The following is a 13,826-nucleotide window of genomic DNA, read 5'->3' as shown; positions in this document are numbered from 1 at the left end:
GGGCCGCTACGGCGCCCTGTCGTGCGCCGGGTCTCGGGGCCCGCTAACGGGCGGTGGTGTTGCCGGAGGAGGCGCCGTGAAGCGCCGGAGGGAGCCGGGGGGAGGCGGGACGCTCCGCCCGCGCCGCCACCCGCCCGAGCACGGCCTCTTCGAGGGGGAGGAAGCCGAGCCGGTTGAGCGTCATGTGGAGCTGCATCAGCAGCAGCCGCGAGGCGACGGCGGAGGGGTCCGCGAGCAGGGCCCGGCGCACACCGTCCGCGAGGTCGCGGCCCAGCGCGTCCGCTGCCGCGGGCAGCTCGGCGGCGGACCCGGCACCGGCGGAGGCGGCGACCGGCCGCGCGGCCTCCCGGACACCGGCGGACGGTCGTGCGACCGCCGGCCATCGTTCGGCGATGCGCTCCGTCTCCCGGAGCGACTCCGGGTCCCCGGCGAGGACGCCGGTCCAGTGGCCCCAGTGCAGCCGCCAGACCCGCTCGCGCTGTCGCAGCCCCAGCGAGCCCATGCAGGACCGCATCACCCGTACCGCGAGATGCGCCCTGGCCGTGCGGTCCGCCCCGGTCGCCCGGACCGCGTCGAGGCACAGCTCGCTGCTGGCCTGGAAGACCTCCTCGGCGATGTCGACGGCCGGAGGCGATCCGTAGTAGTGGTGCTCCCGGCCGTAGAGGCCCAGGCTGAGCCGGCGGCTGCCGCGACCGGGCAGACCCTCCTCCGCCAGCGGGTGCAGCCGGTGGACCTCCCCCCGGTCGGGCGGGCGGACGTGCTCCTTCCACAGGGCGCGGCCGGCCTCCCAGCAGCCGTCGAGCGCGTCGGGGGTGCCGCGGAAGCGCACCCGCAGATGCGGGCCGCTCGCATCGGCGTAGCGGAGGAAGAACCACCGCCGGACGCCCGCGTGCTCAGCCGCCTCGACCCAGCTCGGGACCAGGTCGGTGAGCAGGAGTTCGCCGTCCCGGTGTCCGGTGTGGTGGACACGGGCGTAGAGCCATTCCTCAGCTGCCATCTCGGCACCCTTCCGGTTCCGTGCCCCGCGCCGGGCGGGCGAAGTGCACGCAGTGCTCGACCACATGGGCGCCTGGTCCCTCCCCGACGGGGCGCCGCGGAAGGCACTCGGCGAACACCACCACCGTTCCGGGCCGTTCGGTCAGGCGGTCCAGCAGGTCCAGTCCCGTGGGGGAGGCGAAGGCCAGCCACAGGGGTTTGCGGGCCCTGTCCCCGCGCTGCGGGGAGCCGCTCTCACCCCTGACGTACACCTCGGCGGGCATGCCGTGGGCGCGCCGCCAGGCGTCCACCCGTTCGAGGAAGACCGCCAGTTCCTCACCCGGTTCCCGGCGCGGTACCTCGGACGCCTCCCACCGCCAGTGCGCCCGCCGGACCGCCGCGCCCGCCACGACGTGCCGTGCCGACACGGCGCGTCCCAGCCCCGGCGGGTCGTCGGGGCGCGTGCCGTCGGCGAGACCCGGGGGCAGCCACCAGGGGTCCGCCAGGACGAGCAGGAACCGGGCCGCTCCGCCCACCAGATGGCGCGGGACGGTGCCGAGGTAGACGGGGGCCACCGGTGTGCCGCTCCGGCGGCGCAGTTCCAGGGCGTTCCGCCTGCCGTCGTGCACCAGTTCCAGCTCCTCCACCGGTACGCCCGGACCGGACCGGCGCGGCGCGGTGGGCCAGTGCAGCGCCGGAAGCAGGCCGCAGCTGTCCCCCTGCAGGGGATTGGCCTCGCGTGCCGGGACGAACTCCAGGCACTCGGCGTCCGGATGAAGGGTGCGCACCCAGGCGCGGAGCCGCTCGGCGAAGCCGGCCGGGCCCGTGCCGTCGGCGGAGTCGTACAGCCGGTGGAAGCGGGCGACCAGCCCTCCCGTGCCCGATGAGACCTGGTTGACGACGAGGTGCGGGCCGTCACCGTCCGCGTCGCACTCCTGGGCGACGACCGCGACCGAGGGGAGGCCGCTCGACCGCCCCGGACGGGCGGGGCGGCGGGCCGTGCCGGGGGCGGAGCCGAAAGGGGCTCCCGAGGCTCCGGGAGCGCCGGGCCCGCCGGGGGCTCCGGGCCCGCCGGGGATTCCGAAGGCGGCCAGCTCCTGGCAGAAGCCGAACACGTCGTCGCAGACACCGTCCGGGCCGAACCGCGCCACGAACGCGTCCGTGAGCGCCTGGTACTCGGGGGACACCCGCAGGCTGTCGCACGCGGCCCCGGCATGGCGCCGCAGCGACGCGGCCCGCTCGGCGTCCAGCGGGCGGGCCGGCGGGGTGCCGGCCCGGTCCTCGTAGACCAGGGTGACGTCGTTCAGCGGCCAGTCGTCGGCGGCGCCGAGCGCCCCGAGGGCGTCCCCCAGCGCTTCGCGCAGCCGTACCAGCGCGTCGGCCCGGACCGACGGGTCGCCGCCTGCGATGACCGACAGCTCGCCCGCCGCGGTCCGCAGCCGCATGGCCGCCCGGAGGTCCGACGGGTCACGGGATGCGGCCAGTGCCGTGGCGAGCCAGTCCAGGAGCCCGTCCTGCGGACAGGGGTCGTCGATGTCCAGCAGGCCGGCCTCCAGATAGCGGGCCAGCCGGACGGCGGGCAGCCTCCCCGGCTCGCGCAGGGCCGCGAACAGGTCCTCCCTCCCGCTGGCGTCCAGGACCTCGTCGTCCGACCAGGCCCAGCCATCGGTCACCGACTGCCGTGGCTCGCTCAGGCGGGCGGCGGGGCCCGCCGCGCGCAGGGAGCCGTTGACCCGCCAGCGGACCAGGCCGCGTACCCCGTCCCGGACGGCCGCGGCCCGCAGCAGCGCCCGGCCGGCCAAGGGGTGCAGGCCGACCCGGACCCGTGCGCCGTGATCCTCTCCCGGTACCGAGACATGGGTGAGCGAGGACAACGGACTGGCCTTCAGCGCGGACCGTACGGCGTACCCGTACGCGGTCAGGCGCTCTCCCCGGTCCAGCGGCCGCCCGTCCGGCTGCCGTACACGACGGGAGAACACGGGCGAGACGAGTGCCAGCGCGCTCGAGACGGCGGGCAGGCTCATGAGGTGCCGCAGTGTCCGCTCCTCGGCGGCCTCCGCGGCCCCGGCACGCCGGCCCAGCAGCTGCCGCAGCTCGGCCAGGGCCCCGGACCGTTCCGCCCAGCGTTCCAGTGCCGAGGCGTCCCTTGCCGCGAGCGCCTCGCGGACCTGCGCGAGCAGCTCCGGCGGCACCAGGTCCGGTCTCCCGGCGTGCGCGGCTCTCCGCCAGCGCAGCACCGACCGGCGCGCGCCGGTGGTCGGCATCAGCGGCACGGCCTCGTGCAGCAGACCGGTCACCGTCGGTGCGAGGGCTGCCAGCTCCCGGCGGGCCGCGGCGATCCCGTCCAGCACCTCGGCGACCTCTTCGGCCGCCAGCGGTGCCACAGCGGCCGCCGGGAGTCCGGCGACCCTGCTCAGGGCCGGGCCCACGGCCAGGGGGTGTCCGGCGGCGGGCCCGTCCACGGCTCGCGTCGCGGTCGGGGACTGAGCCGACGACGGGGACTGCGTAGGTGTCGAGGACGGGGACTGCCTCGCGGCCGAGGACTGCGCCAAGGACGGGGACTGAGCCGAGGACGGGGACTGAGCCGACGACGGGGACTGCGTAGGTGTCGAGGACGGGGACTGCCTCGCGGCCGAGGTCGTCATCACGCGCCCCCGAACAGCAGGAGCAGAGAGCGTGCGCAGAAGACCGCGACGAGCAGCGCGTAGGCGAGGCAGACGAGTCCGAACACCTGGTAGTGCAGCTGCCGGGAGCGGCTACGGACGGCGAGCCAGCTCGGCGGCGGCTGCCGCAGCACCCGGCACCGCAGAGCGGTGAAGGCGCGCGAGCGCAGGTTCAGCGCGCCCATGGCCGACTCCAGCGCGTGGTACCCGTCGGTGGGGAGCAGTGGGTTCAGGTTCGCCAGCAGCAGGCCGATCTGCAGCCAGACCATCAGCAGGCAGAGCTGCCCGAACTGCCCCTCGGCGTAGAGCGACAGCGCCGACCAGCCGCCCAGCCACAGCACGTCCTGGGCCACTCCGGCCAGGGCGATGACCACCCGGGAGCCGCGTCCGGGGAGCCGGTGGGCGTCGGTGCGGTCCACATAGGCCACCGGGACCAGGTAGAAGAGAAGGCCGACGCCGATCTCCCGGACGGGGACGCCGTAGTAGCGGCACGCCAGTCCGTGGGCCAGCTCGTGCAGGGTCGTCTGCAGCAGCATGCCGCAGACGACGACCGTCCAGCCCCACACCGGAAGGGACAGATCGGGACCGCCGGCCGCGAGCGGAGCGGCGAGCACCGATCCCGCCCCCCACACCGCGAGGACCGCCGCGGCGAGCCACAGCGCGGCGAACGGCCGCGGTGCGCGGCGGAGCAGCGAGGCGGGCGGGTCCAGCACGGCGCGCACCCCGGCACCCACCAGCGGCAGGCGCGGCATGTGACCGCGGCGTGCGAAGCGCACGGCCGAGGCGTCCCGGCCACGGGCGGGCGGCACGGTCAGCAGTCCGGCGGCGCGCAGTTCCCCGAGGAAGTCCAGCACCACCTGCTCGGTGGAGCCGTCACCGCGTCCCGCGCCAGTGGCCCGGGCGGCGAACTCCCTTCCGGTCATGGAGCCGTCAAGGGCCGTGAGGATCGCGGCCCCGCTGCTCGACAGCCGGGTGTAGTGGCGGTTGACGGGGTCGTAGGCGAGCGGTTCCCGGTTCAGCCCTTCGGTGATCTCGACGTCGGGGCGCATGGCCGGGCGCTCGGTGTCCAGCCAGGACGGCTGGGCGCTGCCGGAGGCCACATGGGTGGATGAGCGGGCCATCACCACTCCCCGGTCCGGTCGCCCGGCGCCGGGGCCGGGGCCGGCCGCACCCGGCGGGGGGAACCGAGCGCCAGGCCGATCAGCTGTGCCCGGCCGGACCCGTCGAGGCCGAGATGGGTGCGTCCCGCCGCTCCGAGCACACCGGCGAACACGGAGCCGACGGCTCCCAGGGAGAGGGCCGCGAGCCATGCGGAGTGGGCCAGCGCCGCGCCGCGTGCCAGCAGCAGCCGGTGGCCCCCCGCACCACGCCGTTCGAGTGCCGCCGCCAGATCGCCGTGCACCACCACCAGGGCCGGTGCCTCGGCGAACTCCAGTTGCAGCACCAGGTCCGCGAGGGGCGGCAGGGCACGCGGCTCGGGCACCAGCCGCCGCCCCTCGGGCTCGTAGCGGTGGCAGCCCTCCGGAACGTCGAGGAGTCTCTGGACCAGCACGGTCGCGGTCGGCGTCGGCAGCGTGGGGAAGGCCGACCGCCACAGCCGCCCGTCCTGCTCGAAGGCGTAAGCGAGGGCCTTGACGAGGACGTCCCCGTCCAGCGGTTCGGGCGCCCAGTGCCGTTGCGCGCTGCGGCGGCGCAGCGCATGGACCGGGTCACCGGGCAGCGGGGGAGCCGCGCCGGGCCGGACGTCGGCGGAGGCGGAGGCGGAGGCGGATGCGGATGCGGATGCGGATGCGGGGGGCGGTGCGGCCAGCAGTTGCTCGGTGAGGCCGGCCGTGTCGATCAGCGGCATGAGCCGCTCCCTTCGTCCTGGAGCCGCACGGCGGCGGTGATGAGCGCGGGACCGCCGGCGCCCACGAGGAGCTCCCGGTGCCGTTGCAGGGGGTGGGGGTCCAGCAGGCCGTGTGCCAGCCCGATCGCCCGGGCCGTGAGGGCGAGCTGGGCCAGGGCGCACCCGGTGTCGAGGTTCCCCACGCGGTAGGCGAACGGACCGTACTTCCGGGCGACGCGGCCGACGTCCGAGGCCAGGACCAGGTGCGCGCCGGGCCGCTCCCCGCCGTCGGCGTCCCCGCCCAGTGCCGCGAGGAGCGTGCCCAGGTGGTCGGTGTGCGGGTGCATGGCGGTGAGGGCGTGGTCGGCGGCGTCGTAGTAGTGGACGCCGTCGGGGAGGCCGGGGACGCCCCGCAGCAGCGCGTAGACATGCGGCGAGCCCAGGTTGCCGCCGGTCGGAGCCCACCGGTTCACCCGCCCGGAGTCGCGGGACTCCCCCTCGTCGCCGGGGCCGCGCAGCCCCGCGGTGAAACGCATCACGGCCGCCAGTGCCTCCGGCCACGGTGGTGGCTCCGTACCCGCGGCGAGCTTCTCCAGGTCCGCCAGTGACGCCTCGGGCAGCGGATGCTGCGGATTGTTGGGGTACCTCAGTCGCTCGAACTGGAGCCCGACGTTCTCCGGGCGGAAGTGGTGCTGGTGCGCCTTGGGGTTGACCAGATGCCGGGGAGGGAAGGCCACGGCGTGCTCGTAGTGAAGCGGTCCGTCCTCCGGCAGGGGGCCGGTACGGCCTTCGGCGGTCGGGTAGCAGGTGCGGCAGCCGGCCTCGGGAGTCAGCTTGTACGTGGTGGTGGACATGTCGGCGAGGTCCACGACGAGCTGCCCTCCGAGGGACTGGACCGGCTCCCCCCTGAGCAGCAGGGCGCGGAGCTCCTCGGCGATCAGTCCGGCCGCGGTCGCCGCACCCGGGGTGGGGGCCGCCTCGCGGAACCACTCGGGTGGACCGGGCCGGAGCGCGACGGCGGCGCGGGCGCAGTGTGCGCAGGCGGTCGCCGAGGGGTCCACCAGCGGGCCCACGGCGACGCGCCCGTCCCGCTCGTCCGCCAGCAGCAGCCGCACGCCGCGCCGGGCGCTCTCCTCGACGATCCGGTCGACCGTCGCGCGGGGCGCCGCGAGGTCGGCGACGACCAGCGCGTCCTCCGGCAGTCCTTCGCCGGGGGCGAGCGGGAGCACATCGGTGATCCCGAGGTCGGCCAGCGCCGTCCGCAGGGGCCGCCGCCAGGACGCCCGCACGCTCAGCCGCACCCTGGCCCGTGCCGCGGCGAGCGCCGCATGGCTGGAGTGGGGGTGCACACGGGCGCAGTCCAGCGTCCGCGACATCCAGACCGCGGCAGGCTCCGACGGCCCGTCACCCTCCGGTGGCCGTACGGCCTCTGTCGCGTCCTCGAGCACCCCGGCGAAGTACAGGGTGGCCACGGCCTGGTGGACGGCCGAGTCGTTCCACCCGGTCGCGTGGGCCAGCGCGGCGAGATCCCTGCTGCCGTCCAGGAGAGGCAGCAGGTTCCGACGGAGGACCGCGGCCGAGGCGCCGCGCAGATGCTGGCGTTCGGCGCCTCCGTCGATGACCACGCCGTCCGGCGTGTCGACCACGTGGAGCCCCCGGCAGAGCTGCGGGCGGACGGGAAGACGGAACTGGGGATCGTGGCGCACGGCCGCGGCGACGGCGGCGGCGGGCATGCCGCGCTGTCCCGGAACGCTGACGACGGAGCTCACCGTTCGCCTCCCGCCACGGTGCCCGTGGTGAGCGGCAGTTCGGCGGCCAGTCGCCGCCAGCCGTCGTCCGGGGCCGTCGGCGGCCCGCACTCCTCGCAGCCGTGGACGCCGATGACCGTGTCGGAGAACAGGGACCGGCTCAGCACGTTGTAGAAGGTCACCTGCCCCGCTAGCGCGCCCTCCCCGGTGCGGTACCGGGTGAGGAGATCCACGGCGAGGCCGGCCACGATCATGGCCTGGGCGTCGGTGAACCCGGCGATCCCGTGCCCGGGGTCGGCCTCCCGCGACTCCTGCAGGGCCCGGGAGACCTCGCGTCCCCTGTCGTGCTGGGCCCGCCGTCGTGTGTAGCAGGAGTGGCAAGGGCCCCGGCCCGGCACGACCAGTGGGCCGATCCGGATGAGAGGGAACTCCTGGACGACGGGGAGCCAGGTCGTGCGGCAGACGCTGTGCAGCCGGGAGACGTCCGCCAGGAGGCGGGGTTCATCCCGCCAGAGGGCGAGCACGCGGAGCTCGGTGTGGGGCCACTCGGCGGACCGGCTCCCCAGGGCGTCGGCGGTGGCGGAGGGCCAGTCGGTCAGGGAGGTCAGGTGGTCGGCGACCCTCCTGCCGAACGTCCCGGTCCACAGGACGTGTGCGGGTGCGGTGGTGAACGGCACGGCGGTTCTCTCCTAGGCGAAGGGCTGCGGGTCGGGGTTGAGTTCGTGCTCCGGGTGGCTGGTGAGCCCCATCGCGACCGGTGCCCGGTAGAGCCGGGGATGGGCCAGATACCGGTTGCGGTGCACGAAGGACAGCGGCATCAGCTGGGGCACGACGACCCGTACCGAGCGGAGTCCGGCCCGTCGGGCCTCGTCCGTCGTCAGCTCCACGGCGATCACCTCGGCGTCCACCGCGGCCAGCCGCTCCACCAGCCAGGAGAGACGCCGCGCGGGAGGGCCGTCCGGTGCCCGTGGCAGATCCGCGGGCACCCGGGTGGTGCGCGGCCGTCGCAGCAGGAACCCGAAGGCGTCCCGCCGCTCCGGGCGGCCCATGTGGAGGGCGCCGTGCAGCACGCTGGTGAAGTCGCGCGGGTCCTCGGGAACGGAGTGCGGGGCCTGAAGGGCGATGCGCGAGGAGGCCGCCTCCCGGTAGATCTTGCGGATGACCTCCGCGGGGTCGGTCCCGGTCGCGCACATCACGAGCTGGCCCAGCGTGTCGTTGTGGTCGCTGAGTACGACCGCGTAGACCGTGGCCACGCCCACGTCCGTGGTGGCGTCGTAGAAGCGGTACTCCACGAAGCCGTCCCTGGCCCGCCGACGCTGCTCCCGCAGGGACGGCTCGTCCGCGACGTCGATCTCCGGCAGTTCGAGGCGCTGAAGCCACACCAGTGCGATCGCGTCGCGTTCGATCGCTTCGCAGATCCCGTTCACCAGGGCCTGGTGCAGATCCGAGTGGATCGCGCAGCCGGTCGAGATGGGATTGGCGATCCGCTCCCCGATCGCCTCGTGTGCGGTGAACAGCCAGACGTAGGACGCGGGGATCCAGACCGGGCGGCTCCGGGTGAGCGACCAGCCGCGCACCCAGCGCTGCGGCAGCGACCCGTCAGGGCGGATCAGCCAGTTCGACTCGTCGGACAGCTCCGCGTCCGAGCAGCGCGGGAGCGTGTCGAGGTCGACGGCCTCGTCTCCGAGCTCGTCCGCGGTCGCCCAGCGCACCAGATGCGGCTGGTAGAAGGAGTTGGTGTAGCGCTCCAGCGCCTCGGCCACGCTGATCAGCCGGGCCCGTTCGGCGTCGGTGCCGCCTCCGGCGCCGTCCAGGCCCTGGGGCTGGGCGGGGCTGTCGGACCAGAGGGCGGTGGGGTCGCCGATGGACGAGACGAAGACCGAGTAGGGGGGCTCGCCCGGCAGGGTGGGGAGGAGCTGGGACCCCCGCACCGGCCGCCCGGCCGGCCCGACGACGGCCTCCAGCCGCCGGAGCCCGGCGAGGTCGTCCTCCGTCGCGCCGTCCCCCCGGTCCGCGGCGGCGGTCCGGTCACCACTCGCACGTGCATCCAGCACTGGCTGCCTCCTGTCCTCTGCGTGCACAGCGATCGGCTGAAGCCAACCGGTGGAACGGTGGAGAAGGCATCACGCGTCGGGGGTGAAACGCGTCCCCGGCCCGGACGGCGAGAGGGTGACGGCGCATCACCCCCGTGCCGGGCACCGCCCGTGGCGATCCGGGGCGCGTGGTTCCCGCCACGGCGGCGGGCGCACCGGCTCAGCCGCGAGGACCGATCAGACCGCACTCCGCGGCGACCCGGACCGCGTCGCGTCTGCGGCCGACCTGCAGCTTGCGGTAGATGGCCTGTACCTGCGTCTTGACGGTGTTGAGGGACACATGACGGCGAGCGGCGATCTCATCCAGCGTCAGACCCAGCGGCAGCAGTCTCAGGACGTCGAGTTCACTGCGCGTCAGCGAGTCGGCGGCCGCGGCCGACCGGTGGACCGGTCCGGCCGGCTCACCGGGGGATGACGGAGCGGGTGATGGGGCCGCGTCACCCGCGGGCACCCACGGGGGTACTTCCCCACCGGCGCGGCCCAGCCCCGGCGGGAGGATGATGCCGCCACCCGGCGCGGGCCCCGCCCCGTAGGCCTGCGCGGCCGCCGCGTACCTCCGGGCCGCGGAGACCGCGCCCAGGTCCTCGTACCAGCGGGCCGCCTTGCCCAGCAGCCGGCTCACTTCAAGCCAGCCGTACCGCTCGGTGAGCTCCCGCGAAAGCACACCGCGCATCAGCGGATTGGGCAGCCGGTAGGTCCACTCGTCGTCGCGCACCAGCAGGTCGTGCTCGGTGGACAGCCTGCGCAGCACCCGATTGAGGTCGGCGCGGCCCGTCAGGGCGCGCACCAGGGACGCGCTGAACTCGCCGAGCAGACTGGTGCGCAGCAACACGTCCTGGTCGTCCGCGGGCATCGGGTCGAGCAGCTCCGACAGCAGGAAGTCGGAGCAGTGGCGGATGGCCTGGGACCAGCCCTCCAGGCAGGAGCGGGGATCGTCTCCCCGGACCGGGTTGGCGGAGGCGTAGCGGACCGCCAGGGCCCAGCCTCCCGAGCAGCGGACCACGGCGGCGACCTGGTCGCCACCGGGCTCCGCTCCCTGCGCCCGGAACAACTCCGCCGTCTCCTCGTGGGTGAACGCGAGATCGGCACCTCTGACCTCGGTGAGCTCACCGCCCGCACGAAGCTTGTGGAGAGGCAGGTCCGGCTCCCTGCGGGTGGCGAGCACCACCCTCAGCCCGTCCGGTGCGTAGCGGGCGAACTGCAACAGGGCGCTGCGCGCCGGCCCGGGCCGCAGTTCGTGGAAGGCGTCGACGACCAGCACGAGCGGTTCCGGGAGCCGGCCGACCTCGCGGAGCAGGGCCGGCACCCCCACCCCGTCGCGGAAGCGGAGCGCCCCTTCCCCCTCGCCGCCCCGGGAGGCCGCGGCGCGGGCCAGGGCCGCGGCGAGGTGGGCGAGGAGCCGGGGGGCGTGGTTGTCGTCGGCGTCGAGCGTGAGCCAGGCCGGCTCGCCCAGGGGCAGCGATCTGGCCCAGGAGGCCAGCAGCGCGCTCTTGCCGGCCCCCGGCGGACCGACCACGAGGGTGAGTCGTCTCGTCACTCCCTTGTCGAGCGTCCGGAACAGTCTGGGGCGGTCCAGAAGGGGACCGAGCAAAGGCGGTATGAGTCGCGTGTGGAGCACGGAATGGGCGCCTTCTTCGGAGGGCCCGCTGCCGCTGTGCCCGACCATCCTTGCCTCTCCTGCGAATAGTGGCAGTGCTTGGCGGAACGTCCGTCGTCAGCTGCTTCCGGCCGCCCATAGGTGCATGACCGCCGATGACGCTGCTGCCGTACCGAGAATAGGCAAACCCGCCTGCCGAGGCGGCCTTTCCTGAACTTCTCTTTGTCAGTCGGAGGAACTTCGCTTAAGGAACCAGCCCACCAGTTCAGGTTTCATCTATTTCTCGCCCCGAGGGAACCGAGGAGCAAACACCATTCCCACCCGCCCACACTCCTGTAACCGATTTGGACCCGAACCGGATGCACTACAGAACGTGTTCGGCCGGAAGCGTGGTGTGCCAGACGGGACAACCGGCGGCCCGATTCACCCTGAATGGACGGGCATCGTTATGAGTTCCCTGTGAATCTATCAATTCCTCAGACGCTCGGGCGCACACCCAATACCATCCGGCTCGCCACCGGGGCGACGGGATCCCGGTCGGCGACCGCACCGTTCGGGCCTCCGGGCCACCTCCCCTCAAGGGGATCGCAGCAGCAAATTCCTTATGGTGAGCCGTATATGACGGTATGCCAGTTCAGGTCGTGCGGCACCGGGAGGCGGTCCGGAGTGAATCCGGCTTTCATGTACGTCGCGGAATCTCGCACCACGCGGTGCGGCGAAAGCCAGTTGCGGTGCGCATAAGTGATGGCGAGTACCCCGGGCGGATAAGGGAGCGGACACCCGCACACGCCACCGGGTCCCGGCGGGACCACGCGGAGACGCCGGCCGCCCCGAGCACCTCCGCATGGATCCGCGTGAGTCCTCGTGAATCCGCTTGAATCCGCGTGAATCCTCATGAAGGGGAGTGGACGCGCAGCCCCGGCCCAGTGGACCCGCGGTCGCGCAATCAGCCTCCGCCCGGATTCGAGAATCTATCCCTGCCCGATCGGCGGCGCATGTCGAACACCGCCTTCTTGAGGAGAAATTGAGCCTGCGCAAGCGGCTTACCGGGATGGGCCGTCGGCGCCTCCGTCGGGGCGGGCCCCGGGCGCGGAACCCGCGGAACCCGTGGAGCCGGGAGAGGGCGGCGCCGTCACCATCGGCTCCGAGGGCGAGCTACCGCCGAAGGCGTCCGGTGGCCGGAAGAGTGCCGCCGCGCCTGGGGCGGATCCGCGTCCGGTCGCCGCTCCGATGCCGTCGGGAACCGCCTTCCTGCCGCGGTCCCGTCCGGACGGGACCGCGGCAGGAAGGGAAGGGAAGGGGGCGGGAAGGGAAGGTTCGGGACCGTGGCGGGACGGGGCCGGACGGGGAGGGCGAACGGCCGCGCCCCCGAAGGAACGCGGCCGTCGGCTACGGCTGTGCCGTTACTTCTCCTGCTGCTTCCGCCAGCGGATGCCCGCCTCCAGGAAGCCGTCGATCTCGCCGTCGAGCACCGACTGCGGGTTGCCGACCTCGAACTCCGTCCGCAGGTCCTTGACCATCTGGTACGGGTGGAGGACGTACGACCGCATCTGGTTGCCCCAGGAGTTGCCGCCGTCGCCCTTGAGGGCGTCCATCTTGGCCTGCTCCTCCTGGCGGCGGCGCTCGAGGAGCTTCGCCTGGAGGACGTTCATCGCGCTCGCCTTGTTCTGGATCTGGGAGCGCTCGTTCTGGCAGGAGACCACGATGCCGGTCGGGATATGGGTGATGCGGACCGCGGAGTCCGTCGTGTTGACGCCCTGGCCGCCGGGACCGGAGGCGCGGTAGACGTCCACGCGCAGCTCGGACTCGTCGATCTCCACGTGGTCCGACTGCTCGACGACGGGCAGGACCTCGACGCCCGCGAAGGACGTCTGGCGGCGCCCCTGGTTGTCGAACGGGGAGATGCGGACCAGACGGTGCGTGCCCTGCTCCACCGACAGCGTGCCGTAGGCGTACGGCGCCTTCACGACGAAGGTGGTCGACTTGATACCGGCCTCCTCCGCGTACGAGGTCTCGTAGACCTCCGTGCCGTAGCCGTGGCGCTCGGCCCAGCGCAGGTACATGCGCTGGAGCTGCTCGGCGAAGTCGGCGGCGTCCACGCCGCCGGCCTCGGCCCGGATGTTGACCAGCGCCTCACGCTCGTCGTACTCGCCGGAGAGGAGCGTGCGGACCTCCATCTCGTCCAGTGCCTTGCGGACGGCCTCCAGCTCGGTCTCGGCCTCCGCGCGGGTGTCCGGGTCGTCCTCGGCCTCGGCGAGCTCGAAGAGCACCTCGAGGTCGTCGATCCGCCCGCGGAGCGCCTCCGCCTTGCGGACCTCGGCCTGCAGGTGCGAGAGCTTGCTGGTGATCTTCTGCGCCGCCTCGGGGTCGTCCCAGAGGGACGGCGCCGCCGCCTGCTCCTCGAGCACGGCGATGTCTGCCCTCATCCTGTCGAGGTCCAGGACGGCCTCGATCGACCCCATGGTCGAGGAGAGGGACTTCAGCTCTTCGGATACATCGACGACTGCCACGCGTCCAAGGGTAACGGCATCGCGCGACACGCCCGTCGCGCCTGTGGACGTCCGGCCGTCCGAGGGCGGTCCCCGACCACGGGGAGGGGCTTCCGGGGCGTGCCCGGCATGCTGGCCGGGAGGGCCTTCCTGCCAGTGTGGACGCGCAATCCACACCGAACCCGGAAGGCCCTCACCCGTTCAAGACCGCTCAGCCGAGATCTGCCTCACCGTCCACCACGTCCCCGGACGGAACACCGAGAGCTGGGCCGGGGCGTCCCGGGACAGAACAGCTAGTGTCCTGCGCCAGTAATCCGTCGGTAGATCTGCCGCGCCTCGGCGACCGGGGTTCCGGACGCCGATCAAGCGCGTTGGCCGTTCGAGCCTGCGCTGGAACTACCTAGGAACTTTGCGCAGGACACTAGGGCTGGGC

Annotated in this window: 9 protein-coding genes; all 9 read right to left on the bottom strand. The window is 73.7% G+C overall.

From position 1 onward, the window contains the following. Positions 1-43: 43 nt before the first annotated feature. Positions 44-997, bottom strand: a complete 954-nt coding sequence (locus tag FEF34_RS23715; protein WP_138054944.1) for a thiopeptide-type bacteriocin biosynthesis protein — start codon at positions 995-997, stop codon at positions 44-46. Beyond that, the gene (locus tag FEF34_RS23710) at positions 987-3,404 is read right to left on the bottom strand and encodes a hypothetical protein (protein ID WP_234042536.1); all 2,418 of its coding nucleotides are present in this window, start codon (positions 3,402-3,404) and stop codon (positions 987-989) included. The genes FEF34_RS23715 and FEF34_RS23710 overlap by 11 nt, the downstream gene beginning before the upstream one ends. Before the next feature lie 215 nt (positions 3,405-3,619). Continuing rightward, entirely contained in the window at positions 3,620-4,759 is a 1,140-nt protein-coding gene (locus FEF34_RS23705; RefSeq protein ID WP_138054942.1) for a PqqD family protein, read from the bottom strand. Next, positions 4,759-5,487, bottom strand: a complete 729-nt coding sequence (locus FEF34_RS23700) for a nitroreductase family protein (RefSeq protein ID WP_138054941.1) — start codon at positions 5,485-5,487, stop codon at positions 4,759-4,761. Before FEF34_RS23700 ends, FEF34_RS23705 begins: the two co-directional genes overlap by 1 nt. Further along, the gene (locus FEF34_RS23695) at positions 5,478-7,235 is read right to left on the bottom strand and encodes a TOMM precursor leader peptide-binding protein (RefSeq protein ID WP_138054940.1); all 1,758 of its coding nucleotides are present in this window, start codon (positions 7,233-7,235) and stop codon (positions 5,478-5,480) included. Before FEF34_RS23695 ends, FEF34_RS23700 begins: the two co-directional genes overlap by 10 nt. Further along, positions 7,232-7,891, bottom strand: a complete 660-nt coding sequence (locus FEF34_RS23690) for a TOMM precursor leader peptide-binding protein (protein WP_138054939.1) — start codon at positions 7,889-7,891, stop codon at positions 7,232-7,234. The genes FEF34_RS23695 and FEF34_RS23690 overlap by 4 nt, the downstream gene beginning before the upstream one ends. Before the next feature lie 12 nt (positions 7,892-7,903). Beyond that, a complete protein-coding gene (locus tag FEF34_RS23685) occupies positions 7,904-9,268 on the bottom strand; it encodes a YcaO-like family protein (protein ID WP_138054938.1) in 1,365 nt (454 codons plus the stop codon). Between the two features lie 199 nt (positions 9,269-9,467). After that, a complete protein-coding gene (locus FEF34_RS23680; protein WP_267905252.1) occupies positions 9,468-10,925 on the bottom strand; it encodes a helix-turn-helix transcriptional regulator in 1,458 nt (485 codons plus the stop codon). A 1,382-nt stretch (positions 10,926-12,307) separates the two neighbouring features. Next, entirely contained in the window at positions 12,308-13,414 is a 1,107-nt protein-coding gene (gene prfB, locus FEF34_RS23675; protein ID WP_138054937.1) for a peptide chain release factor 2, read from the bottom strand. Between the last annotated feature and the right edge of the window lie 412 nt (positions 13,415-13,826).

Origin of the sequence: Streptomyces marianii (assembly GCF_005795905.1) — a bacterium.
In the GTDB taxonomy this organism is placed as follows: domain Bacteria; phylum Actinomycetota; class Actinomycetes; order Streptomycetales; family Streptomycetaceae; genus Streptomyces; species Streptomyces marianii.
Note: the sequence above shows the minus strand (reverse complement) of the source record. Positions and strands in the feature narration are given on the sequence as shown.